25 protein-coding genes and 1 riboswitch are annotated in these 23,696 nt (G+C 32.6%); of the genes, 18 read left to right on the top strand and 7 right to left on the bottom strand.

Annotated elements, in window-relative coordinates; translation table 11 throughout:
* Positions 1 to 404: 404 nt before the first annotated feature.
* The 7 genes from RWL86_RS02195 (at position 405) to cbpB (ending at position 5,638) form a co-directional block, all read left to right on the top strand.
* Complete coding sequence (locus tag RWL86_RS02195) at positions 405 to 773, top strand: GntR family transcriptional regulator (protein ID WP_314076964.1); 369 nt, start codon at positions 405 to 407, stop codon at positions 771 to 773.
* Positions 774 to 786: 13 nt separating this feature from the next.
* The gene (locus RWL86_RS02190; RefSeq protein ID WP_314076963.1) at positions 787 to 1,641 is read left to right on the top strand and encodes an ABC transporter ATP-binding protein; all 855 of its coding nucleotides are present in this window, start codon (positions 787 to 789) and stop codon (positions 1,639 to 1,641) included.
* Position 1,642: 1 nt separating this feature from the next.
* Complete coding sequence (locus RWL86_RS02185) at positions 1,643 to 2,326, top strand: hypothetical protein (protein ID WP_314076962.1); 684 nt, start codon at positions 1,643 to 1,645, stop codon at positions 2,324 to 2,326.
* Between the two features lie 11 nt (positions 2,327 to 2,337).
* Positions 2,338 to 3,051 (top strand): hypothetical protein, encoded by a 714-nt coding sequence (locus tag RWL86_RS02180; RefSeq protein WP_314076961.1) that lies wholly within the window; start codon positions 2,338 to 2,340, stop codon positions 3,049 to 3,051.
* A gap of 133 nt (positions 3,052 to 3,184) precedes the next feature.
* Positions 3,185 to 4,621, top strand: coding sequence for a glutamate racemase (gene racE, locus RWL86_RS02175; protein WP_314076960.1), 1,437 nt, complete (start codon positions 3,185 to 3,187; stop codon positions 4,619 to 4,621).
* 11 nt (positions 4,622 to 4,632) lie between these two features.
* Positions 4,633 to 5,181, top strand: a complete 549-nt coding sequence (locus tag RWL86_RS02170) for a metallophosphoesterase (protein WP_314076959.1) — start codon at positions 4,633 to 4,635, stop codon at positions 5,179 to 5,181.
* Positions 5,174 to 5,638 (top strand): cyclic-di-AMP-binding protein CbpB, encoded by a 465-nt coding sequence (cbpB, locus tag RWL86_RS02165; protein ID WP_314076958.1) that lies wholly within the window; start codon positions 5,174 to 5,176, stop codon positions 5,636 to 5,638. The genes RWL86_RS02170 and cbpB overlap by 8 nt, the downstream gene beginning before the upstream one ends.
* Positions 5,639 to 5,673: 35 nt before the next feature.
* Here cbpB and RWL86_RS02160 read toward each other — a convergent pair whose 3' ends face one another.
* Positions 5,674 to 6,540: a mechanosensitive ion channel family protein gene (locus RWL86_RS02160; RefSeq protein ID WP_314076957.1), complete on the bottom strand. Its 867-nt coding sequence runs from the start codon at positions 6,538 to 6,540 to the stop codon at positions 5,674 to 5,676.
* A gap of 143 nt (positions 6,541 to 6,683) precedes the next feature.
* Between RWL86_RS02160 and RWL86_RS02155 the strand changes: the two genes are divergently transcribed.
* Together RWL86_RS02155 and RWL86_RS02150 are read left to right on the top strand one after the other, a co-directional pair.
* On the top strand, positions 6,684 to 7,079 hold the full coding sequence (locus tag RWL86_RS02155; protein ID WP_314076956.1) for a DUF948 domain-containing protein: 396 nt from the start codon (positions 6,684 to 6,686) through the stop codon (positions 7,077 to 7,079).
* A gap of 18 nt (positions 7,080 to 7,097) precedes the next feature.
* Entirely contained in the window at positions 7,098 to 7,493 is a 396-nt protein-coding gene (locus RWL86_RS02150) for a YtxH domain-containing protein (protein WP_314076955.1), read from the top strand.
* Positions 7,494 to 7,623: 130 nt separating this feature from the next.
* Here the strand turns inward: RWL86_RS02150 and RWL86_RS02145 are convergent, their stop codons facing one another.
* Entirely contained in the window at positions 7,624 to 8,736 is a 1,113-nt protein-coding gene (locus RWL86_RS02145; protein WP_314076954.1) for a Xaa-Pro peptidase family protein, read from the bottom strand.
* 187 nt (positions 8,737 to 8,923) lie between these two features.
* Between RWL86_RS02145 and ccpA the strand changes: the two genes are divergently transcribed.
* Entirely contained in the window at positions 8,924 to 9,925 is a 1,002-nt protein-coding gene (gene ccpA / locus RWL86_RS02140; RefSeq protein ID WP_314076953.1) for a catabolite control protein A, read from the top strand.
* Positions 9,926 to 9,966: 41 nt separating this feature from the next.
* Here ccpA and RWL86_RS02135 read toward each other — a convergent pair whose 3' ends face one another.
* Positions 9,967 to 12,492: a transglycosylase domain-containing protein gene (locus RWL86_RS02135; protein ID WP_314076952.1), complete on the bottom strand. Its 2,526-nt coding sequence runs from the start codon at positions 12,490 to 12,492 to the stop codon at positions 9,967 to 9,969.
* 212 nt (positions 12,493 to 12,704) lie between these two features.
* Here RWL86_RS02135 and rpsP point away from each other — a divergent pair, with 212 nt between their 5' ends.
* The 5 genes from rpsP to rplS all read left to right on the top strand — a co-directional run bounded on the left by rpsP (position 12,705) and on the right by rplS (position 15,279).
* On the top strand, positions 12,705 to 12,977 hold the full coding sequence (rpsP, locus tag RWL86_RS02130; RefSeq protein ID WP_006702874.1) for a 30S ribosomal protein S16: 273 nt from the start codon (positions 12,705 to 12,707) through the stop codon (positions 12,975 to 12,977).
* A gap of 40 nt (positions 12,978 to 13,017) precedes the next feature.
* Positions 13,018 to 13,263 carry a KH domain-containing protein gene (locus tag RWL86_RS02125; protein WP_006702873.1) on the top strand — a complete coding sequence of 82 codons (246 nt, stop codon included), beginning with the start codon at positions 13,018 to 13,020 and terminating at the stop codon, positions 13,261 to 13,263.
* Between the two features lie 139 nt (positions 13,264 to 13,402).
* Complete coding sequence (gene rimM, locus RWL86_RS02120; RefSeq protein WP_314076951.1) at positions 13,403 to 13,918, top strand: ribosome maturation factor RimM; 516 nt, start codon at positions 13,403 to 13,405, stop codon at positions 13,916 to 13,918.
* A 1-nt stretch (position 13,919) separates the two neighbouring features.
* Positions 13,920 to 14,666, top strand: a complete 747-nt coding sequence (trmD, locus tag RWL86_RS02115; protein WP_314076966.1) for a tRNA (guanosine(37)-N1)-methyltransferase TrmD — start codon at positions 13,920 to 13,922, stop codon at positions 14,664 to 14,666.
* 265 nt (positions 14,667 to 14,931) lie between these two features.
* Complete coding sequence (gene rplS, locus RWL86_RS02110) at positions 14,932 to 15,279, top strand: 50S ribosomal protein L19 (protein ID WP_006702870.1); 348 nt, start codon at positions 14,932 to 14,934, stop codon at positions 15,277 to 15,279.
* A 50-nt stretch (positions 15,280 to 15,329) separates the two neighbouring features.
* On the opposite strand, the gene RWL86_RS02105 is transcribed toward rplS, so the two are convergent.
* On the bottom strand, positions 15,330 to 15,593 hold the full coding sequence (locus RWL86_RS02105; protein WP_314076950.1) for an NINE protein: 264 nt from the start codon (positions 15,591 to 15,593) through the stop codon (positions 15,330 to 15,332).
* Positions 15,594 to 15,703: 110 nt separating this feature from the next.
* Positions 15,704 to 16,528 carry a hypothetical protein gene (locus tag RWL86_RS02100; protein WP_314076949.1) on the bottom strand — a complete coding sequence of 275 codons (825 nt, stop codon included), beginning with the start codon at positions 16,526 to 16,528 and terminating at the stop codon, positions 15,704 to 15,706.
* A gap of 164 nt (positions 16,529 to 16,692) precedes the next feature.
* A riboswitch (SMK box riboswitch) is annotated at positions 16,693 to 16,769 on the top strand.
* On the opposite strand from RWL86_RS02100, the gene metK reads away from it, so the two are divergent.
* Complete coding sequence (metK, locus tag RWL86_RS02095) at positions 16,767 to 17,936, top strand: methionine adenosyltransferase (protein ID WP_314076948.1); 1,170 nt, start codon at positions 16,767 to 16,769, stop codon at positions 17,934 to 17,936. It overlaps the preceding riboswitch by 3 nt.
* 42 nt (positions 17,937 to 17,978) lie before the next feature.
* On the opposite strand, the gene RWL86_RS02090 is transcribed toward metK, so the two are convergent.
* Entirely contained in the window at positions 17,979 to 18,122 is a 144-nt protein-coding gene (locus tag RWL86_RS02090; protein WP_020991322.1) for a DUF4044 domain-containing protein, read from the bottom strand.
* Between the two features lie 167 nt (positions 18,123 to 18,289).
* Between RWL86_RS02090 and gndA the strand changes: the two genes are divergently transcribed.
* The gene (gene gndA, locus RWL86_RS02085; protein WP_314076947.1) at positions 18,290 to 19,723 is read left to right on the top strand and encodes an NADP-dependent phosphogluconate dehydrogenase; all 1,434 of its coding nucleotides are present in this window, start codon (positions 18,290 to 18,292) and stop codon (positions 19,721 to 19,723) included.
* 216 nt (positions 19,724 to 19,939) lie between these two features.
* Here the strand turns inward: gndA and RWL86_RS02080 are convergent, their stop codons facing one another.
* A complete protein-coding gene (locus RWL86_RS02080; protein ID WP_314076946.1) occupies positions 19,940 to 20,134 on the bottom strand; it encodes a YjzD family protein in 195 nt (64 codons plus the stop codon).
* Positions 20,135 to 20,302: 168 nt separating this feature from the next.
* Here RWL86_RS02080 and RWL86_RS02075 point away from each other — a divergent pair, with 168 nt between their 5' ends.
* Positions 20,303 to 23,641 (top strand): DNA polymerase III subunit alpha, encoded by a 3,339-nt coding sequence (locus RWL86_RS02075; protein WP_314076945.1) that lies wholly within the window; start codon positions 20,303 to 20,305, stop codon positions 23,639 to 23,641.
* Positions 23,642 to 23,696 lie beyond the last annotated feature (55 nt).

Here is a 23,696-nt window from a genome sequence, read left to right as displayed (position 1 = left end):
GCTCTTTTTGTATCTTTAGTATAACACAAATTGTGTAATATACAAATTATTCGAGTAATCATCGTTCTACTTATAAACATCTATCTAAAAATGCATATTAGTTTTGTTTACGGATAGAAAAATTTAAGAAGAAAAAATTTTCTTTGTAGCATTAGTAAAAATCCATTTTTTATGGATTTTTACAGGGGAAATTCGAGATCTCGGTCGAATTTTAGTCATGAGACTCGCTTTTGCGAGGCTGCTGGCGACCTTGCATACAAAGGGAATTTTTATTCTTAAATTTTATTTGAAAAATGATAAAAAATATTTTCTAACTAGTTGACCAAAGAAGATAAAAGGATTATAGTTAGTTACACAAGTAGTTAACCGGTAAAGTGTTTGATTTTATAGAAAGGAAGAGAGGAATGAAATTTGATTTTCAAAGTGACTTGCCATTATTTCAACAAGTGGCTTACCAACTAGAATTAGAAATTTTTAGAGGAACTTATCAAGAAGGGGATCAAGTTCCTTCAACAACAGAGATATCCACGAGTTATCAAATTAATCCAGCAACAGTACTAAAGGGGATGAATTTATTGGTTGCACAAGATATTTTAGAAAAACGTAGAGGATTAGGAACTTATGTTAGCATAGGTGCAATGCATATTATCCAAACAAAACGACAAAAAGAATTTTTGGAATCGACCATTCCAACCATCGTTCAAGAAGCACAAACATTAGGCATTAGTAGTCAAGAACTATTATCAATGATTGAAAAGGAAATGACTCGATAAGGAAGTGAAAGATATGACATTAGAAGTTAGAAATTTATCAAAAAAATATAAAAAAAATCTTGCAGTAAAAGATGTGAGCTTTACATTACAACCAGAAAGCATTTATGGATTACTAGGAAGAAATGGTGCTGGAAAAAGTACGGTTTTAAATATGATTGCTCATCGAATTGAGAAAAATTCAGGAGAAATCTTATTAGAGAATCAGCCCTTATGGACAACTCCAGAAGCAATGAGTGACATTTACTTATCTAGTCCTGAAAACTGGTTCCCAATTGATTGGAAAGTGAAAAAAATTGTTAAAGTTTTCCAAGAAATTTATCCAGAATTTGATATCGAGTTTGCCAAAGAATGCATGAAAGTATTCGGAGTTGATGAGAAAAAGAAATTAGTCGAATTATCTACAGGATATAAGAGTATTGTAAAGTTAACATTAGCACTAAGTGTACCTGTATCCTATGTATTTTTAGATGAACCAGTTTTAGGATTAGATGCAAACCATCGTCAATTATTTAATAAAAAATTATTAGAAGCATATGCTCGTAGACCGAGAACTTTTGTGATTGCGACACATTTAATTGAAGAAATCTCTTACCTATTAGAGGAAGTGATTGTAATTCGTGATGGGGTCACTTTCCAACAATCAAGTGTTGAAGAAATTTTACAACATGCTTATTTAGTAACTGGATCAAAAGCAGTGGTAAGTGAGCTACTCTCAAATCAAACTGTTATTCATCAAGAGGAAGTTGGAAATCAATTACAAGCAGTAATTATTTCACAACAAGTTCCTCAAGAAACAGCTGATTATTCTGTACGTCGTTTAACATTACAAGAGTACTTTATTCAACTAACTCGCAAGGAAGGTGAATAAGATGACTAGATTTTATCAATTGTTGAAAATTCAAGTTTTAGATTATTTACGTATTTTATTAATTGGTTTAGGTTCTTATTTGGGTGTCATTAATGTTTTAAACTTTATCGATCAATCAGAGGAATTTTCATTTACGATTAATTTACCAGCCATAACTTTCTTAGCAATTACTTTATTGGGAATAGCTTTTTCTGTTTCTAATTTTAGAGTGATGAATCAATTGAGTTTTACAAGAATGGAGCAATATAAATTTTCAATTTACATGGGAGCTATTATGACAACGTTATTAACGCTTAAAAATATTTTCTTTTATGTATTAGCCGATAAAGCAGCTTCAGTTGGTATTCAATTAATTCAATGGCCTGCTTTAGAAAATAATTTTGCTCTAGGAATTCTTTCTTTATGGGGATGGTTATTGGTAATGTATTTATTTACATCAATGTTAGGGATTATTTTAAATAAATTTACCAATCAAAAAATTGTGTTGGTAGTAACTGGAGCAAGTTTAGGGGGAATATTTGCACTTTTAGGAATATTTGCTCGTTCAGAAGTGGTAAATAATTTCCTAGATAGAATGATTCAATACAATATCCCACTTAGTTATATAATGATTGCCATTTGTGTTTTACTATTATACTTTGTGACTCGTCATCATGAAAGTAAAGAAGTCGGCGTAGGAATGTAGAGGTGAGCGTCATGTCAAATTTACAAAAAAGATTACTAAAGTTATTTTTAATGGAACGTTTAAAAGTAATAGGGATAACATTTTTATTCTTTAGCGGTATAGTTGTTATTTTTTCACTGATTCCTCGTATGGAAACTTTTGTGTTTGAGTTTGAGTTTGAGGGAAGTACATTGATAACGTTTGCGATGATATTCAGTATATTTTTAAAATGTATCCCTCAATTTCAATTGAGTACGATGGCAGGGTTAACTAGAACGAAAATTATTATGAATGAATTGTTGTTGAATAGTATCAATGTACTAATCGCTGTAATCATCTTTTTGATGGCTTCAGCTTTACACATGGATTGGACAATCGGATCAGCTCATATTTATTTTAGCCCTGAGATGATACAGTTTGGTTTAAATTCTTGGGCAGGAATGTTAGCTATTTTCCTAAGCTTATTTGCAAGTTTTATGGGAGTGACAACTTTCTTCTTTGTAATGAACAAGTTTACATCGAAAAAAGCATTTGTGTTTTTGCTATTTTTAATGTATCCAATCGTTGGAATTCTTGTCATGATTGTAACATCGCTTCCGAATTTGTTAAGCTTCTTAATAGCGAGTTACAATTTCTATATTCAAAATCTATTGATTGGAAATGTCATTCTTTGTGGAGTGATGACCATTTTATTCCTACTTGCAATTTATAAACATGAAAGTAAGAGTACAGTCTCCGATATTTAACGATAAAACATGTTAGTAGTATTTGCTAACATGTTTTATTTATTATGAGAAATTTAAGAAAATAGGCTTTTCATACAAAATCGAACGATCCATGGTATAATAAATCAAGAGAAAAGAAGAAAGAGTGAACAACATGTCAAAAGCAATAGGATTCATTGATTCGGGTGTAGGAGGACTAACAGTCTTAAAAGAAGCTTTAAAGCAATTGCCTCATGAATCAATGATTTTTTTAGGAGATTCTGCAAGATGCCCGTATGGAAATCGAACAGTTGAAGAAATTCGAAAATTTACAAAAGAAATGGTTCAGTTTCTTCTTAAAAAAGATGTAAAAATGATTGTGATTGCTTGTAATACCGCAACAGCAGTAGTCTTAGAAGAATTACAAGAAACATTAGATATTCCAGTAGTGGGCGTGATTCAGCCAGGAAGTTTAGCAGCGATTAAACAAACAAAAACACAGAAAATTGCAGTATTAGGAACTCACGCAACGATTCAAAGTGACGTTTATCGTAAAACATTACAAAAGAAAAATCATGAATTAAGGGTGACAAGTTTAGAATGTCCAAAATTTGTTCCTTTAGTAGAAAGTAACCAGACGGATTCTTCAATCGCCAAAAAAGTGGTTGCTCAAACATTACAACCTTTAATGGGAAAAGAATTTGATACATTAATATTAGGATGCACTCATTATCCATTGTTAAAACAAAGAATACAAGCAGTTGTAGGGCCTCAAGTTACATTAATTGATTCAGGGGCAGAAACTGTGTCGACCGTAAGTGCGTTATTAGACTTTAATCATTTAGCAGAAAATTACGAAACGAATCCTTCACCAACATTAGAAATCTATACAACTGGTTCGCCTATTTTATTTAAAGAAATTGCGGAAAATTGGTTGAATAGAAGTTCATTGACGATTGAGAAAGTTTGTTTAGAAGCTTATAGGGAGGGAAATATGTCTCGAAAAGAATTAGTTATCGCTACAAAAAATGCTGGAAAAGCAAAAGAATTTGCAAGTATTTTTGAACCAAAAGGATATACTGTCAAAACATTATTAGATTTTCCAGAATTAGAAGATGTAGATGAAACAGGTCATACATTTGAAGAAAATGCCCGTTTAAAAGCAGAAATAATTGCAGAAAAACTTCAAAAAATTGTATTAGCGGATGATTCAGGCTTATGTGTGGATGCATTAGAGGGACAACCTGGAGTTTATTCTGCACGATTTGCAGGAAATCAAAAAAGTGATGCTGCCAATAATGCAAAATTATTAGCAGAATTAGGGGAATTGCCATCTGATAAAAGAAGTGCACATTTCCATTGTTGTTTAGTAATGGCTGCACCAAATCATGAATCTTTAGTCGTTGAAGGCATTTGTGATGGAGAAATCGCAAAATTTCCTTCAGGAGAAGGTGGATTTGGATATGATCCATTATTTTTTGTCCCAGAAATTCAAAAAACATTTGGGCAATTATCTCGAGAAGAAAAGAATCAAATTAGTCACCGTGCAAAAGCTGTGAACTTATTAGTGGAACAATGGGAAGAATGGCTTGAATCAGTGAATCATAAGTAAGAGGTGAACGTATGAAAATTATTATTATGAGTGATAATCACGGACAAAAAATGGCACTACAAAAAGTATTTGAACACTATCAATCAGAGCCTGAAGTCCAATTTATTCATTGTGGAGATTCAGAATTTCCATATGAAGATGCTGTATTCCAAGAGTGTCTTCGAGTAACGGGAAATTGTGATTATGATACAAATTATCCTGAAGTAGCTGTATTAGAAGCAAAAGGAATTCGATTTTTAGTAACGCATGGTCATATGCAAGCAGTGAATAGTGGAGTGTATCGATTAGCCAAATATGCTAAAGATCAAGGAGCTCAAGTAGCTTTTTATGGTCATACGCATAAACTATACGAGGAAACTTATGATGGAGTATTATGTATAAATTCAGGAAGTGTTTCTTATCCAAGAGGACATTTTGCCATGACTCCGACTTATGCTGTATTGACGATTCATTCAGAATCAGAAATTGAATTACAATATTTTGATATGAAACACCACCCATTAGAAGGACTTCATTATCAGTATCATTTAGATGCAGAAAGAGGATTTATTCATGATTAATCGAGTAGTACAAGACTTATTACTAGAAGAAAAGGATAAATTATTTATTGCAGCAGAAAAAGTAGCGATTTTGGAAGAAGATCATACATTAGATCATGCCATGTTAGTCTTAACTCATGTACGTTATTCACTGATTCCAGTTGTTAATCGTCAAAATAAATTAACAGGATTAATTTCATTAGCGATGATTTTAAATAAAGTTGCAACACTAGAAGAGATTGATTTAAGTCAATTACATGATTTTCAAGTGAAAGAAGCGATGGAAACTGAATTTCCAAGCATTACTTTTGAAACAGAAATTGAAGATGTGTTGAATGAATTAGTGGATCGTAATTTCTTATGTATCACGAATGATGAAAAAGAATTTGTTGGAATTGTGACAAGAAAAGAAGTGTTAAAACGAGTGAATTATATGGTCCATGAATTGAATAAAAAATATGAATTAGTGAAAAAATAATAAAAATGTTACTCCTTTTTACAGGAGTAACATTTTTATTTATTAGCAATATTTAGTGCGGTATTACTTGTTGGAAGAGAAATGCCTGCTTCAATTAATGCTTCTTGATACAATTTTAAGAATTGATTATAAATCATTTGTTGTTTTCCATTTTTCGTAAAAATACTAATTCTGAAAACAAACTGCCCATTTGGTAGTGTTTGTGGACCAATAATAGTGGGACCTTTAACAATTTCGGAGTATTGTCCAGCATTTTTAGTGTTGACTTGATCGACTGTATCATAAACAATCGTTAAATCTACATCATTATAAAGCGGGATTTCAATTAAAGCTCTCATATCTCCTCTAGATTGATTACTAACGACAGAAATACTACGGTTTGGAATGAAATGAAGTGTTCCATCAAAACCACGTACTTGAGTTGTTCTTACGCCAACACTTGCGACAGTTCCTGTCACTGAACCAATAATAACAGTATCTCCAACATCGTATTGACGTTCTAGTAAAATAAAGAAACCATTTACGACATCGCTTAGAAATCCCTGAGCACCTAAACCAATGGCAACACCAGCAATTCCAGCTCCTGCTAATAGACTTGTAATTGGAATTCCTAAAATCATTAAAATCCAGTAAATTAATACAAAGTATAGTAAATAATCTAAACAGTTTTCTAATAATCTCATTAAGGTCTGCTTTCTAGCAATACTTTGTGAGGATAATTTGATAGAGGAAAGTACTGTTTTTTGAAAAATTTTATGTAAAACTTTTTTTCCAATGATAAATAAAATACTTAGAATAGCTAACGAAATTAATTTCGATAAAATCTCAGATAAAATTATTTGCCAGGGGATTGAAAGCCAATATTGTTCAAAAAAACTATGTACTGTCGAACGAATATCCATAGGGTAACCTCCTTTTATACTACTTGGTATAGTTTATCATAATTAAAATAATTTAGAAAATACTATATCACTTTTAGTAGCGTTTTATGCATGATAATGGTATTATGATTAATAATATCGGAAATTGAGGAGGGATGTTCAAAATGTCTGGCATAGAAGTTGCAGCTTTAATTGCAGCTTGTTCATTTTTGGGGTTAGTGGTCTTTTTAGTGTTAAGATTGAATCCAATTTTAAGCAAATTTGATCAAACTTTGAACCATGTGAACAACTCTATTGAGATTATTACAAGGGATGTCGATAATTTATCTATTGAAGTAGAGGGATTATTGAATAAAACAAATGCTTTAGTAGATGATATTAATGGAAAAGTAAAAAGAACGGATCCATTATTTACAGCTATTGGAGATTTAGGATTAACAGTTTCTGATGTAAATCATTCAACTCGTTCCCTTGCGACTAGAGTATCAAGCATTAAACCAGCTCGTACTTTAGGGGTTTTATCTGTTGGAAAAGCGATTTTATCAAGAAAGAAAAAATAATGAACGGAGTGAAGAAAAATGGGTAAAAAAACAGGCGGATTTCTTTTAGGAGCATTTATCGGAAGTGTGGCAGCAGCAACGACTGCATTATTATTTGCACCAAAATCAGGTAAAGAATTACGTGAAGATTTAGCAGTAAAAGCAGATGAATTGAAAGAGCAATTATCTGACTATGTAGATATTTCAATTGAAAAAGGAGTTGAATTATCAGAAGTGGCTTTAAATGCTACAGAAGATATTCGTGTGAATTTAAAAGATTCAGCTTCTCAATTAAAAGATACTGTTACAAAATCTGCAATTAATTTGAAAGAAGAAGTTTCTCAAACTGTAAGTAAAGTTCAAGATACTTTTTCAGCTAAAAAAGAAGAAGCAGAAGAAGTTGTTGCAGAACTAAAAGAAGAGGTAAAGGCGTAAAATAGACTTCCCTGAAGTAGCTAAGGACGCAAGCAGCCTCGCATTTGCGAGTCTCATTGCTTAAGCTACTTTTTCTAAGACAATAAAAAATAAACCGAGGAAATTTATGCTTCCTCGGTTTTCTTTTATCCTAATTTTTTGTAACTTCTTGTGGGAAGTGGGTAAATAATTCACAACCATCTTTTGTGACAACTAAACAGTCTTCAACACGAACTCCATAGTCTTTTGCGATATACACACCTGGTTCAACTGAGAAACACATACCTTCTTCTAGAATCATATCATTCCCTTCCATAATGGATGGAAATTCATGGCAACTTTGACCAATTCCATGACCTAAACGATGAATGAAGTACTCTCCGTATCCTTTTTCTGCAATATAATTTCGAGCAATCGCATCAATTTCACTAGCTTTCATTCCTGGTTTGACAGCTTGAATCGCTAAATCATGAGCAGTTTTTACGATAGTAAAGATTTCTTGATGACGTGGATTTTTAGCAGATTCTTCACCAAAGAAAATAGTACGAGTCATATCGCTGGCATATCCATTGTGCATGGTTCCTAAATCAAAGAGTACCCATTCGTTTTTTTCTAATTTTCTATCTCCTGGAACTCCATGTGGATCAGCAGCGTGGTCTCCAAATAACACCATCGTATCGAAACTCATTGAAGTGATGCCTAATTTTTTCATTTCATATTCTATTTTAGCAACAACTTCTAATTCGCTAATTCCTTCTCTTAAGCTTTGAATCCCAATTTCAACAGCTTTATCTGCGTATGTTCCTGAATCTTTTAATTTTTGAATCGCATCAGCATCTTTTCTTAATCGTAAATCATTGATAATTGGAGTTAAATTATCAGTCCATTGAATGGTAGGAATTTCTTTTTTTAAGTTTTCAACGGTGTGTAATGTAATAAAGTTCTTCTCTACAGCCCATTTAGTTGGAAACTCAAAATGTTCTTGAATGGCAGAAGTTAAGATCGCCCATGGATTTTCATGGTCTTGATAGCTGATAACAGTATAAGTTGGTTCAGCAGCTTGAGCCATATTTTTTTCAAGAGCTGGAACAAAGAGTAGTGGAGAATGATTAGCAGATATAACCATCGCTAAAACACGTTCATGTGGATCTGTTGTATAGTGAGTTAATAAGCTAATCGTTGTAGGATCTTGAATGAATGCAATATCGCAATTGAGTTGTTGTAAAACGTTAGTAAAATGTTTATAAGTTTGTTTGTTACTCATAATGAGTCCTCCCTATTTTTCAATTTGTAAGCATATTTTAGCACAAATAATTCGAAAAATGTAAAGAGTTTCAAAAAATATGAAAATAGTTATATGAAACGCTTGCAAAACTCTGTGGAAAATGATAACCTTTACTTAGAAAAATGTGCAAATAAATAGTTTTTTTAATAATTAGAGGAGAATATATATGGAAAAACAAACAATTACAATATATGATGTTGCACGAGAAGCAAATGTTTCAATGGCAACTGTTTCCAGAGTAGTAAATGGAAACCCAAATGTTAAACCAGCAACAAGAAAAAAAGTGTTAGATGTCATCGATGAATTAGATTATCGTCCGAATGCAGTAGCACGTGGTCTTGCTAGTAAAAAAACAACTACAGTTGGTGTGATTATTCCTGATGTAACGAATTTATATTTTGCAAGTTTGGCACGAGGAATTGATGATATTGCTACAATGTACAAATATAATATTATTTTAGCCAATTCTGATCAAAACAATCATAAAGAAATCCAAGTATTAAATACATTATTATCTAAACAAGTAGATGGTATTTTATACATGGGAAATAATTTAACTCCAGAGTTACGTGCAGAAATTGTACGTTCTAAAACTCCAATTGTTTTAGCAGGAACGATTGATTCTGATCATGTTGTGGCTTCCGTTAATATCGATTATAAAGTAGCCACTCAAGAAGCTGTACAAACATTAATTGAAAATGGGCATAAAAAAATTGCCTTCGTAACAGCCTCACTAAAAAATACTTTTGCATCTGATTTACGTTTAGATGGATATAAAGAAGCTCTTTCTGTAGCTAAAATTGATTACAATGAAAAATTTGTCTTTGAAATTCCATTGACGTATCAATCAGGAGAAACTTTATCAGAAAAATTATTAAATGCGGGAATTACAGCTGCAATTGTAACGGATGACGAAGCTGCAGTAGGTTTATTAAATGGATTGTATGATCACGGCGTAAATGTACCGAAAGATTTTGAAGTGATTTCAAGTAATAATTCAAAATTAACAAAAATGACTCGTCCAACATTAACAACAATTGCGCCTCCATTATATGATATTGGTGCTGTTGCAATGCGACTTTTAACAAAAATTATGAATAAGGAAGAAGTAGTTGATACTGAAATTACTTTGCCTTATAAAATTGAATACCGTCAAACAACTAAATAATTACCAAAAAAGACTTCGAGGTTAATCTCGAAGTCTTTTTTTTAATTTCTGGATTTCGTTGTCGGTGTTGAAGAAGAAGGTTTTGGTTTTTCAGATGAAGATTTTTTCTTATCTTTATCTTCACTAGCTTCTTTTTCTTTTTCCTCTTTTTTCTTTTCTTCTTTTTCTTTATCGCTTTGTCCATTCCAGTATTTTTCAAGTTCAGCATTTGTAGCACCTACAGCAAAGTGATAAGTTGGTGCAATTGGACCGAAGTCTTTTTTAAACAAATCAGAAGTGGTGCTACCTTCAATAGAATAAGTTTGTCCATTATAAGAAGCTGTCCCTGATTTTGTTCCTGTGGTAGAGACTACGGAGTCTTGATAAACGGTTGAAGGCTGAATAAATTTTGCACTTTGATTAAATAAGCTTGGTTTTGCACTGTAAACGGCATTCATTAAACTAGTCCAGTTTCTTAAACTTCTCATAGTTGGATGCCCATAACCATCTGCTTCAGTAATCGAGTAACGAGCACTATAGAAGTTATCGTACCCAATCCATGAACCAAGTGTTACTTCTGGAGTATAGCCAACGAACCAGTTATCAATTTCAAATTCAGATGTACCAGTTTTTCCAGCAATATCTGAAGTGAATTTTAAATTTCCCTTAATATTATAAAAATCAGTTGTTGCAGCAACTTGACGTAAAATATCTGTTGTTAGATAAGCCGTTGCAGGAGAGAAGACTTCAGTAGAGACATCTTCATGTTGATAAACAACTTTTCCACGAATATCTTCAATTTTTTCAATTAAATAAGCTTCGTGATGCACACCACCATTTGCTAACGTAGAGAATGCACTAGTTTGTTCCATTACGGTCGGACCTGTTTTAGTACCTCCAATTGAAAGTGCAATATTTTGATATTCTTCTTCACCAATTCCTTGAATGCCCATTTTTTTCAAATATTCTCCAGCATTTATGCCTTTAGAAAGCATTGTTTGGAAAATTTTAATGGTTGGATTATTTAATGAGTTTTTCAATGAATGACGAGCTGTTAAGAAATTATTGGAAATTCGGTTCCCGTAGTTTGTAGGTTCCCAATAAGTTCCATTTTGTTGTAAAATACTAATTTTTGTATCTGGAATAATACTTGCTGGATAAATAATATTATTTTCCATTGCAGGTGCATAAACGAGAATTGGTTTAATCGTAGAACCAGGTGAACGATGTGTTGTAAAAGCGTGGTCCACTTGGTTTACTTGGAAATCTCGTCCAGCGACAAAGCCTAATATACGGCCTGTATTATTTTCGATTAATACTGCACCATTTTGCGCCATATCCGTTTGTTTTTTTGCTTCACCAGTATTTTGATCAATATAAGGTGTTTGGTAAGTTGGACCAATTTTACTTCCGTTCATAGCTGTAGATTCTTGCATCGCTTCATAGATACCTTGATCAATAGTGGAAGTGATTTTGTACCCACCTGTTGCTAATTCTGCATTTGCACGATCAAAATATCGATTGAATAATTCTGTATCTTTCTTTAATTGTTCATATGTTAATCGATCTTTTTCAGCCATTTTTTTCATTAAAATTTTTGTAGCTTCACGATTAACTGCTTGATATAAATACGATTGACGTTGAGTTGAAATTTCTTCTGGTTCTAAAAAGTCTTGAGTAATATCATAAGCTAATGCTTCGTCATATTGTTGCTTTGTAATTTTCTTTTCACGATACATACTAAACAACACAGTTTTCATACGAGAAAGACCTGCAGAAACATCTTCTTTTAGAGTAGCGTAGTTCGTATAGGGAGTATACGTAATTGGATTTTGTGGCATTCCGACTAAATAAGCCGCCTGAGGTAAAGTTAAATCTTTTGCTGATACTCCAAAGACACCTTGCGCAGCTTCTTCAATACCTGAAATATTTAATCCATTATGATTTCGTCCAAATGGAGAAACATTTAAGTAAGCTTCTAAAATTTGATCTTTTGAAAAATATTTTTCCAAACGAAGCGCATATAAAATTTCATTTGCTTTCCGTTTAAACGTAACTTCGCTTGTCAAAATTTGTTGTTTAATTAATTGTTGCGTTAAAGTTGAACCACCAGAAACTCCTGAACTAGAAGAGACTGCTTCTTGAAGTAGTGCACGAACTAGTGCTTTAGGAACAATTCCGTTATGCTGATAGAAATAACTATCTTCTGTCGCAACGATTCCATCTTTTACATATGGAGAAATTTTATCTAATGTAGTTACTAATCGAACTTCATCACTAGTTACATCAGAAATTTTTTCGCCATCTTGATAATAGAAACTTGAAACTAAATTCAGATTCGTAATCGCATCTGCCATTTCTTCTTGCGTTAAAGGTTTTTCATTGGCAGTTAAGCTTGCAAAATATCCTAAACCAATTCCTGTTCCAAAAATACCTAATAAAATACATCCACATAAAAGAATGAATAATAGATTTTTGAAAACGGAAAAACTTACATTAAAGATAAAACGTAAATGTTTTTGCAAGGGTTGATTCCAAAAATCCAAGAATCCTTTTGAAAATTCTCGAAAGTTATTTGAATTTGGCATACTCTCAACTCTTTTCTTTTTAAGTATAATATCAGCCATATTATATCAAATAATTCAAGAAAACGCTAATTTCTTCATGAAACAAGGGTTTTGAGAGGGAAAAGTAGAAATTTGAATAAAAAAATAGGGGTGTAAAGAAAAAATACTTTACAACTGATTTCTTTTCTGATAATATTACTAACTGTGAGATGAAAACATGGAGGTGTAAAAAAATGGCAGTTAAAATTCGTTTAAAACGTATGGGATCTAAGAAAAATCCTTTCTACCGTGTAGTAGTTGCAGATTCACGTTCTCCACGTGATGGACGTTTCATTGAAACAGTTGGTACTTACAACCCAGTTGCAAACCCAGCACAAGTTTCAATCAACGAAGAATTAGCATTAAAATGGTTAGCTAACGGAGCTCAACCTTCAGATACTGTTCGTAACTTATTATCACAACAAGGTATCATGAAGAAATTCCACGAATCAAAGTTTTCTAAGTAATTTTTCTCAATCGAGATAATTCGGTAAAGAGGTGAAAAGAATGCCTGATATTCGTGAATTAATTTTAGCAATCGTTCAACCATTGGTTGATTTTCCAGATGATGTAACAATTGAAGTTGCAGAATCAGATGAATTTTTAGAATACACATTACGTGTGAATTCTGAAGATATTGGACGTGTGATTGGGAAACAAGGACGTGTTGCTCGTGCAATTCGTACAATTGTTTATAGTGTTCGCACTAGAAACCAAAAACGTGTTCGTTTAAGCATTGAAAACAATGACTAGAAAAAAGTTCAACAATTTCGCTTAGAAGTTGTTGAACTTTTTTGTTTAGCATTTCAATAAAAAATGGATTTTGTTTGCAATTTTGCTCGATTCTCACGTATGATAACAGTAATGAATTGTGAGGAGGAAAGTAGAAAAAATGTCACAATATTTTAAAGTAGGAAAAATTGTAAATACACAAGGGTTAAAAGGGGAAGTTCGTGTGATTTCTACAACGGACTTTGCAGAAGATCGTTATCAAAAAGGAGTAGAATTAGCTTTATTTAGAGATGGCGAGTTTGAAAAATTACTTACGATTAAAAGCCACAGACGCCATAAAAATTTTGATTTATTAACCTTTGAAGATCATCCTCGAATTGAAGATGTGGAAGGCTATAGAGATTGTTTGTTAAAAGTGTCAAGCGATGCTCTAGAAGAATTGGAAGATGACGAATTATATTATCATGAAGTAGTTGGATTAGAAATCATTACAGATGAAGGAGAACATTTAGGAAAAGTATCTGAAATTTTATCTCCAGGTTCCAATGATGTATGGGTTGTTAAACAAAAAGGGAAGAAAGATTTATTAATTCCATTTATCGAACCAGTTGTTTATAAAATCGATAAAGAAAATAAACAAGCGTTTATCCATGTTTTAGAAGGGTTGTTTGACTAAAATGAGAATTGATGTTTTGACATTATTCCCTGAAATGTTTGCACCGATGGAACAATCGATGATGAAGAGAGCTATTGAAAAAGATAAAATTTCATTTCACACCATTGATTTTAGAGATTTTGCCTTTCATAAGCATAATCGAGTAGATGATTATGTCTTTGGTGGAGGAGCCGGTTTATTATTAAAAGTAGAACCGATTGACCGTGCGTTAAAAGATTTAGAGAAGAAAACTCCGGAAACTAAAAAGAGAGTGATTTTACTAGATCCAGCAGGTAAAAAATTTAGTCAATCCGATGCTGAAGAATTAGCCAAGGAAGAACATCTTGTTTTCATTTGTGGACATTATGAAGGTTATGATGAGCGTATTCGAACACTTGTAACCGATGAATATTCCATTGGAGACTTCGTTTTAACGGGTGGAGAATTAGGTGCAATGGTCATGATTGATGCTACCGTTCGATTAATTCCAGATGTACTAGGCAATTACGAATCAGCTATTGGGGATTCTCATTCGATGGGATTATTAGAGCATCCTCAATATACTCGTCCAAGAGAATATGAAGGAATGGAAGTTCCGGAAGTATTATTTAGTGGAAATCATGCAAAAATTGCTACATGGCAGAAAAAAGAGTCTTTAAGAAGAACGTATCAAAGAAGACCCGATTTATTAGAAAGTTATTCATTAGATAAAGAAGAAGAAAAATTACTAAAAGAAATTATGCAAGAAGAGAGTACGAATCAGAAATAATCGAATAATGATCCAGTACAAATAATTCAAGAAAAGTTGGAAAATAGCATTGGTATTCCTTAGATGATTCACATGTATTATCCTTATATCGTATGACTTTCGAACACTCAAAAGAAAATTTAAAAAAGTAAAGTAAAAATACTTTACAACTAATCATATCTATGATAAACTCTCAAAAGTGGGTAGGAGACTATCCATATAAAACGATATTCCGCTGATTGGATATTCGGCCAAATCATGAATGTTTGTTGGAAGGAGAAAAAACATGAGCAAATTAATCGATAGCTTAACACAAGAACAATTACGTTCTGATATTCCTGCATTCCGTCCTGGGGACACTGTACGTGTTCACGCTAAGGTAGTTGAAGGAACTCGTGAGCGTATCCAAATCTTCGAAGGTGTTGTTATTAAACGTCGTGGTGCTGGTATCAGCGAAACTTACACAGTACGTAAAGTTTCTAACGGTGTTGGTGTGGAACGTACATTCCCATTACACACTCCACGTGTAGCACAAATCGAAGTAGTTCGTTACGGTAAAGTTCGTCGTGCTAAATTATATTACTTACGTAACTTACGTGGTAAAGCAGCACGTATCCAAGAACGTCGTCGTTAATAGAAAGACAAAACCCCTTGATTTTTCAAGGGGTTTCTTTTTTGTTCATTTTAATAATATGGAATAAAAATATCTCCATATTCATTTGTTGGTTTGAAAAGTGTTGCAATAAATCTAAAGAAAGTAATAATTGTAGGAATAAATGTCCAAGAAAATAGGATTGAAAGAATACCTTTTAAATTTTTCCCTTCGTAGAAATAATGAATTCCAAAACCACCTAAAAAGAACATTAATACTAATAAAATTACTTTATTAACATATCTACCTGGAATGTATCCACGATTGTTATTAGGATCATAATAGTAGTTTGACATATTGAGTTCACCTCACTTATTTTTAGTTATCGTAACATAGAGTGAAAATACAAGCAATTATTAAAATGAAAAAAATAAATCCCTTCATCTTTTACGACGAAGGGATATTTCTATAATTGATAAAAAATTCCAATTAAGATCGTTAGTAATGTTGCGTACCAATAGAAATAAGTACCAATTCGGCTAGGTTTCTCAGATTTCTTTAAAAGAATATGATACAAAATCGGAACAATTCCACTAATTCCAATTAGAACTAAAGCAAATAATGAAAAGTGATCACCTAAAATATAAAAACTAATTGGATAAGCAATAAGCCAACATAAGTTTAATACAAATGATAAGAAGAGGCTCCAAACTGGAAATTCTAACTTTTCAGAATGATGACGTTCAATTGCTTTTTGTTTAAATTGAATGATACCAATTCCAAAAATTGCATAGCAGAGAAATACTTGGAAAATACTATTTGGAATTTCATGTGTAATTGTATAATACATTAAAAAATTTCCAACTGTGAATTTTGCTAAAGCATTCAATAGTACATGATATGCATATGCCGGATGATTTGATTGTAAATGGAAAATCCAACTATGATTTACTCCAACAACTAACGCTGCGATAATTCCAATACGAATTCCAAAAGTTTGTACAAAATAAACAATTGGAAGAAGTAGCAAGAAGTTCGTAAAGAGTAGTACAACGGATTGTCCACGTTTTGGAACTTTATAAAATTTAGAATACATCATTTCTTGTAAGTTTAGAATAAACAAGAAAAAATATAATACGAGTACATCAGAAATTGGAATAGCATTTGTTTTAATGGCAAGAAAAAATCCTAAAAATGAAAAACTGATAGGAGCTAAAAAGAAACTCCATAATGGATTTGTCAATTGCTTCATATAAGGTATTTCTTGATGTGCCAATGTATTTACGGACATATAAATTACCTCGAATTTACTTTTTTATTTTCATGATAGGTAAATTAATCCAGCTTGTCAAGCAGAATTTAAACGATTACATAACATTTTCACAAAATAAATGTATAAAAAAGAGAAATAATACTAGGAATTTTGAAAAATAATGCTATAATAGTTGAGTCTTAAAAAAATATGATATTCCCGAGAGGATACACAATGTGTAGATGCCTTGTAACCGGAATTGAATGGGGGAAAAACAATGGAAAAAATTTTATTTACATCGGAGTCAGTTACTGAAGGACATCCCGATAAAATCGCAGACCAAATTAGTGATGGAGTATTAGATGCTATTTTAGCTCAAGATCCAACTGCTCGTGTTGCCTGCGAAACAGTCGTTAATACAGGTTTAGTCGTATTAGTTGGTGAAATTACAACAACAGCTACAGTCGATTATCAACAAATTGCAAGAGATACCATTCGTAAAATTGGTTATGCTGATCGTAAGTATGGCTATGATGCGGATAGCGTTGCTGTTATGGTTTCTTTAGATAAGCAATCACCTGACATTGCTATGGGGGTTAATGATGCTTTAGAAACTCGTGGACAACAAGAAGAGTTTGGAGCAGGGGACCAAGGATTAATGTTTGGTTTTGCAACAAATGAAACAGATACTTACTTACCAATGCCAATTTACTTAAGTCATCAATTAGCTTATCAATTAGCAAAAGTTCGTAAAGAAAAACAATTAGATTATTTAGGGCCGGACGGTAAAGTTCAAGTAACCGTTGAGTACACTAATGATCATAAAGTAAAACGTATTGATACAATTGTTGTAAGTACACAACATGATGAAGAAGTTTCTCAAGAACAAATTCATCGTGATGTTTTAGAATTTGTAGTTAAACCAGTTGTACCAAGTGAATTGTTAGATGATGAAACACGTTACTTCATTAATCCAACAGGAAAATTTGTAATCGGTGGACCAGTTGGTGATTCTGGATTAACAGGTCGTAAAATCATCGTAGATACTTACGGTGGATATGCTCGCCATGGTGGAGGAGCCTTCTCTGGAAAGGATGCAACGAAAGTTGACCGTTCTGCAAGTTATGCTGCTCGTTATATTGCTAAAAACGTAGTAGCTGCAGGTTTAGCTGATAAATGTGAAATCCAATTAGCTTATGCGATTGGGGTAGCTCAACCAGTATCGATTTCTGTGGATACTTTTGGAACAAATCATGTTTCAGAAGAAAAATTAATTGCTGCGATTCGTAAAGTGTTCAAGTTAACTCCAAAAGGAATTATTGAAACATTACAATTACGTAGACCAATTTACCAACAAACTGCTGCTTACGGACATTTTGGACGTAAAGATGTAGATTTACCATGGGAACAATTAGATAAAGTAGAAGCTTTAAAAGCGGAATTTTAATAAAAAAACGATTATAACTCAAATGTTATAATCGTTTTTTTACTATTTATAATTCATTACAGTCATTGCAAATTGGAATACGATAACTCCTAATGTTGCTAGTAACATAAACCATACAACAACACGAGTAATTTTTTCCATTGTTGAAAGATTACGTTTTTGTTTTTTTCTCGGTTTTCTTGACACTAATATCTCTCCTTTATTTTAAATCATTGTTAGTTTACATGAATTGTAAGAAATACTCAAGTAGTATTGTCATTGAAAATTTTCTTTAAGTGCAAATAGCTTTCCTAAAATTGCAAATTTTGGTATGATGTGTAAGTAAATTAAATTGAAAATTGGAGGAATTTTAAATGTCAAAACAACAAATTGGTGTCGTTGGTATGGCAGTAATGGGTCGTAATTTAGCTTTAAATATTGAAAGTCGTGGATATTCGGTTTCAATTTTTAACCGTTCATCTTCAAAAACAGATGAGGTGATTGCATTACATCCAGACAAAAAATTAGTTCCTACTTATACAGTGGAAGAATTTGTCAATTCATTGGAAAAACCAAGAAGAATTTTATTAATGGTTAAAGCTGGTGAAGCAACAGATAAAACTATCCAAAGTTTATTACCACATTTAGATAAAGGAGATATCTTAATTGATGGAGGAAATACATTCTTCCAAGATACAATTCGTCGTAATGAAATGTTAGCAAATTCAGGTATTAACTTTATCGGAACTGGAGTTTCTGGTGGGGAAGAAGGAGCATTAAAAGGTCCTGCTATTATGCCTGGTGGACAAAAAGATGCTTATGAATTAGTAGCACCAATCTTAGAAGAAATTGCTGCTAAAGCTGATGATGGTGCACCATGTGTGACTTATGTAGGTCCAAATGGTGCAGGTCATTATGTAAAAATGGTTCATAATGGTATCGAATATGGTGATATGCAATTAATTGCTGAAAGTTATGATATTTTACGTCGTGTAGGTGGATTAACAGTTGAAGAAACTGCAGAAGTATTCAAATCTTGGAATACTGGCGAATTAGACAGTTATTTAATTGAAATTACTGCAGATATTTTAACGAAAAAAGATCCTGAGACAGGTAAACCAATGGTTGAAGTGATTATGGATACAGCTGGAAATAAAGGAACAGGTAAATGGACTTCTCAAAGTGCATTAGACTTAGGTGTTCCACTTCCATTAATTACAGAATCTGTATTTGCACGTTATATTTCTACATTAAAAGAAGAACGTGAAGTGGCAAGTAAAGAATTATCTCCAATTAAAGTTCCTGATTTATCAAATACTGAAAAACAAGCGTTAATCGAATCAGTTCGTAAAGGTTTGTATTTCTCTAAAATTATGAGTTATGCTCAAGGGTTCGCTCAAATGCGTGTGGCGAGTGAAGAGTTTGATTGGAACTTAAATTATGGGGAGATTGCGAAAATTTTCCGTGCAGGATGTATTATTCGTGCTCAATTTTTACAAAAAATTACGGATGCATTTGAACGTGATCCAGAATTGAAAAACTTATTATTAGATAAATACTTCTTATATGTAACTGAATCTTATCAAGAGGCAGTGCGTGAAGTTGTTGTGACAGCTGTTCAAGCGGGAATTCCTGTTCCAACATTCTCAAGCGCATTAGCTTACTATGATTCTTATCGTTCAGAAGTGTTACCAGCTAACTTAATTCAAGCGCAACGTGACTACTTTGGTGCCCACACTTATAATCGTGTGGACAAACCAGGAGTTTTCCATTTCGAATGGGCGCAAGAACGTGAGATCGAACAATAATTACAATAACAAATATTTTAAATAAGACTAATCTATAGTAGCTAGGGCGGCAGCAGCCTCGCAAAAGCGAGTCTCATGCCTAAATTTCGAGCCTAAGGTCTCGAAATTTCCTGTACTAGAAGCCGAGTGGCTTCTAGTACTTGAGCTACTATGGGTAGTCTTTTTGGTTTGTGTAATTTCTTAAAATAAAAAAAGCATCTCTTGGAGATGCTTTTTTTATTGATGTGATTGTGGGGCTGTTTTTGTTGGTTTCATGAAGACATGTTGAATTAATACAATCCCGCATGAAATTAATACTCCAACGACTACAGCATTTGTAAAGTTATATGGAGATTGTGCTAATGCAGAGCCTAAATAATAGGTTACTTGACTTAAAATAAATCCCCAAACAAAAGTTACGAGGTATTTCATTTCGACACCTTCTTTCATTTTCATTATAGTCAATCCTACTAATTCATACAAGTAAAATTTCTTGAAGTTTGCATGAATCAAAATATAAAAAAACAACACCACAATATTTGTACAAAATTCTATTCAACCGTTATAATAAATGAGAAGAAATGATAGAAAGGAATCATTATGACATTTACGATTTTACAAGTTACTAGTGGCTATAGCTTATTGAAAAGCACGATTGATTTATATAAATATGTAATGACTGCAAAATCTTTAGGTTATCAAAAATTATCCTTAACCGATGATGGTGTCTTACATGGGGCAATAGAATTTTATAATTTATGTCGTAATCAAAATATTGAACCAATTATTGGTTGTGTCTTCCAGTATAAGCAATGGAGAAATGCAGAAGTGTTATCCCAAATGGTTGTTTATGCAAAAGATGAAATTGGATATCAAACGTTAATCGAATTATCGACTCAATATCAAATGTCCAAAGTTGTTTCTAAAAATATGGAACAAAGAATCAAAGATGCTTCCAATCATTTACAAATAGTATTTCCACAAGAGAATAGTGAATGGGCATTGGAATGTTCGAATGGAGAAGTAGCTTTTCAACGATGGTTGTTTGAGGCTGAAGAACGTTATTTTCCAAATGTTCATCTAGGAATTGAATCAAACCAAGCTTTACCATTTTCATTAGAACAATTGGAAGAATGGGGACAAGATTTCTCCATGAAACTGCTACCTTTTGTTAAAACTTTCTATTTAAAAGCTGAGGATGATTTTAGTTATCGAGTATTAAAAGCTATTGGAGATGGCGAGACGCTTAGCACAACTCAAGCTGAAGTGAGTGGACAATACTATTTACAAGATGAGAAGACATTAACACAACATTGGTCGACTGTGTTAGAAGGAAAGTTAGTCCGTCAACTACAAGAATTTGTTGATTCCTTAAAATGGGAACTCCCGAAACATGAACTTTTACTTCCAAAATTTAAAACTCCTGAAGGGAAAACGAGTCAGGAGTATTTACAAGAAATTTGTCAGCAATCTTTAAAAGACAAAGAATTAATAAAGGGCGAGTATCAATCTCGACTCAATTATGAATTGTCCATTATTCATCAAATGGGATTTGACGATTATTTCTTAATTGTATGGGATATTATGAAGTACGCTCATGAAGAATGCATTCAAACAGGCCCTGGACGTGGTTCGGCGGCGGGTTCATTAGTATCTTATTTACTGAATATTACTAAGGTAGATCCAATTAAATATCAATTATTATTTGAACGATTCTTAAATCCGGAACGATATACAATGCCTGATATCGATTTAGATTTTCCAGATAATCGAAGAGAAGGTATATTAGACTATGTTCGAAGAAAATATGGAGAAAATCATGTCGCTCAAATTGCAACTTTTGGAACATTTGGAAGTAAGCAAGCATTGAGAGATGTATGTCGTGTGTTAGGGCTAACAACAGTGCAAGCAGGAGAATGGTCTAAAGCTATTCCAAATCAACTAGGAATTAATCTGAAAACAGCTTATGAACAGTCAAAAAGTTTACAAACATTAGTTTCGAGAAGTCCAAAGAATCAATTGATATTTGAGACAGCGTGTCGAATTGAAGGATTGCCTCGACATCTATCAACTCATGCTGCTGGTGTAGTGCTATATGATAAACCGTTAACGGATGTCATTCCTTTAATCTATAAAGACCAACAAATGCCAATTACGCAATATACAATGAAATATGTCGAACAAATTGGTTTATTAAAAATGGACTTTTTAGGGTTAACAAATTTATCGATTTTACATGATTCAATTGAATTAACAAAATCAATTTATCAACAAGATATTAGTTTAAATGAAATTCCATTAGATGATAAGAAGACTCTCGAATTATTCCAGATGGCTGACACAAATGGAATATTCCAATTTGAGTCGGATGGCATCCGTAGAGTATTAAAAAAATTACGACCAACGAATCTTGAAGATATTGCTGCGGTAAATGCTTTATACCGACCTGGTCCTATGGAACAAATTGATACTTTTATTAAACGTAAGCATGGACAAGAAGTAGTGAAATACCCACATCCTATATTAGAGTCGATTCTTCAATCTACTTATGGAGTCATGGTATATCAAGAACAGGTTATGCAGGTGACTTCTCAAATGGCTGGATTTACATTAGGACAAGCTGATATTTTAAGACGAGCTATTGGGAAAAAAGACGGTAAGGTGATAGAAGAAGAAAAAGCTCATTTTATCGAAGGAGCAATTGAAAAAGGCATTGATGTAGCTAGTGCAACAAAAGTTTATCAATATATTGAGAGATTTGCTAATTACGGTTTCAACCGTTCGCACGCATTTGCGTATTCGTTATTAGCTTATCAATTAGCTTATTTTAAGACACATTATCCACGTGCTTTTTATACGGCGATTTTAAGATTTGTTGGAGATCGTTCTCCTAAATTACAAACCTACTTTATAGAAGCCAAACAAAGAGGAATTTCGATTAAAAATCCATCGATTAATACAAGTTTAGAAGAATATACTGCAACAATAGATGGGATTTTTATTGGATTAAATGCCATTAAAGGACTAAGAAGAGATTTTATTCAAGAAATTCTTACTCAACGTAAACAAAATGGTCCATTTATTGACTTTATGGATTTTGCATTTAGAATTGGTAAAAGATTTTGTAAAAAAGAAGTGTTGGAAGCATTAATTGATGCTGGAGCTTTTGATGAATTAGGAAAAAATCGTGCTACATTACGAGCTACGATTGATGCCGTTATTGAAAGCGTCAAGTTCCATGGAAGTAATCTTTCTTTAGAATTGAATGAAGAAATGTATCCAAAATATTTCGAAGAAGAAGATGGCAATATTATTGAGCGAATTGAACGAGAAATTGCTGTATTAGGATTTCCCGTATCAGCATTTCCAACAGAACCGTATGAAATATTGTATAAAGAGCAAAAAGCGAATCGAATTTCATCGATTTATGAATCAAAACAAGTATCAGTTTTAGGAATTCTAAAAAATATTCGAAAAACTCGCACTAAAAAAGGTGAACCAATGGCATTTGGGACGATTCAAGATGAAACGGGTGAAATGGAATTTGTTGTATTTTCAGAAGTTTATCCATTGGTATTTTCATTATTAGAAGAAAATCAATTAGTTTTACTAAAAGGAAAATCAAGAAAGAATATACAGTCTAAATGGCAAGTACAAGTTCAACAAGTATTAAGCTTGTTTGAAATTGAAGGATTAGCACAGGCAACTTCGATTAAATGTTACATTAAAATCACTGAGAAGTTACAAACTAAAGAAGTGTTCGATCAAATTAGAAATGTCATTATTAATAATCCGGGAGACACAACCGTTCTTTTATACATCGAAAGTAAAGATCAGGTTCTAAAAATGAATTTTAACTCTGGAATAGTTGTCGATGCTGAGACATTAAAAGCCTTTTCTAACATTGTCGGAGAAGAAAATGTAAAAATTATAAAATAAAAACCTTTTCAGTAATGAAAAGAAAAGACATTTTTGTAGAAAAGTGGTAAAATAG

It is taken from the genome of uncultured Granulicatella sp. (genome assembly GCF_963515095.1).
Classification (GTDB): Bacteria; Bacillota; Bacilli; order Lactobacillales; family Aerococcaceae; genus Granulicatella.
The sequence above is the reverse complement of the archived record's forward strand: the minus strand, read 5'-3'. Positions and strand labels throughout refer to the sequence as shown.

Bases quoted from the DNA above. Each gene is read 5' to 3' on its own strand.
- racE (WP_314076960.1), top strand. From the start codon at position 3,185: ATGTCAAAAGCAATAGGATTCATTGATTCGGGTGTAGGAGGACTAACA.
- RWL86_RS02185 (WP_314076962.1), top strand. From the start codon at position 1,643: ATGACTAGATTTTATCAATTGTTGAAAATTCAAGTTTTAGATTATTTA.
- RWL86_RS02100 (WP_314076949.1), bottom strand. From the start codon at position 16,528: ATGTCCGTAAATACATTGGCACATCAAGAAATACCTTATATGAAGCAA.
- RWL86_RS02190 (WP_314076963.1), top strand. From the start codon at position 787: ATGACATTAGAAGTTAGAAATTTATCAAAAAAATATAAAAAAAATCTT.
- RWL86_RS02145 (WP_314076954.1), bottom strand. From the start codon at position 8,736: ATGAGTAACAAACAAACTTATAAACATTTTACTAACGTTTTACAACAA.
- RWL86_RS02105 (WP_314076950.1), bottom strand. From the start codon at position 15,593: ATGTCAAACTACTATTATGATCCTAATAACAATCGTGGATACATTCCA.
- RWL86_RS02125 (WP_006702873.1), top strand. From the start codon at position 13,018: ATGCCTGATATTCGTGAATTAATTTTAGCAATCGTTCAACCATTGGTT.
- rpsP (WP_006702874.1), top strand. From the start codon at position 12,705: ATGGCAGTTAAAATTCGTTTAAAACGTATGGGATCTAAGAAAAATCCT.
- RWL86_RS02160 (WP_314076957.1), bottom strand. From the start codon at position 6,540: ATGGATATTCGTTCGACAGTACATAGTTTTTTTGAACAATATTGGCTT.
- gndA (WP_314076947.1), top strand. From the start codon at position 18,290: ATGTCAAAACAACAAATTGGTGTCGTTGGTATGGCAGTAATGGGTCGT.
- cbpB (WP_314076958.1), top strand. From the start codon at position 5,174: ATGATTAATCGAGTAGTACAAGACTTATTACTAGAAGAAAAGGATAAA.
- trmD (WP_314076966.1), top strand. From the start codon at position 13,920: ATGAGAATTGATGTTTTGACATTATTCCCTGAAATGTTTGCACCGATG.
- rimM (WP_314076951.1), top strand. From the start codon at position 13,403: ATGTCACAATATTTTAAAGTAGGAAAAATTGTAAATACACAAGGGTTA.
- RWL86_RS02150 (WP_314076955.1), top strand. From the start codon at position 7,098: ATGGGTAAAAAAACAGGCGGATTTCTTTTAGGAGCATTTATCGGAAGT.
- RWL86_RS02135 (WP_314076952.1), bottom strand. From the start codon at position 12,492: ATGCCAAATTCAAATAACTTTCGAGAATTTTCAAAAGGATTCTTGGAT.
- RWL86_RS02195 (WP_314076964.1), top strand. From the start codon at position 405: ATGAAATTTGATTTTCAAAGTGACTTGCCATTATTTCAACAAGTGGCT.
- RWL86_RS02155 (WP_314076956.1), top strand. From the start codon at position 6,684: ATGTCTGGCATAGAAGTTGCAGCTTTAATTGCAGCTTGTTCATTTTTG.
- RWL86_RS02180 (WP_314076961.1), top strand. From the start codon at position 2,338: ATGTCAAATTTACAAAAAAGATTACTAAAGTTATTTTTAATGGAACGT.
- RWL86_RS02075 (WP_314076945.1), top strand. From the start codon at position 20,303: ATGACATTTACGATTTTACAAGTTACTAGTGGCTATAGCTTATTGAAA.
- RWL86_RS02080 (WP_314076946.1), bottom strand. From the start codon at position 20,134: ATGAAATACCTCGTAACTTTTGTTTGGGGATTTATTTTAAGTCAAGTA.
- metK (WP_314076948.1), top strand. From the start codon at position 16,767: ATGGAAAAAATTTTATTTACATCGGAGTCAGTTACTGAAGGACATCCC.
- RWL86_RS02170 (WP_314076959.1), top strand. From the start codon at position 4,633: ATGAAAATTATTATTATGAGTGATAATCACGGACAAAAAATGGCACTA.
- rplS (WP_006702870.1), top strand. From the start codon at position 14,932: ATGAGCAAATTAATCGATAGCTTAACACAAGAACAATTACGTTCTGAT.
- ccpA (WP_314076953.1), top strand. From the start codon at position 8,924: ATGGAAAAACAAACAATTACAATATATGATGTTGCACGAGAAGCAAAT.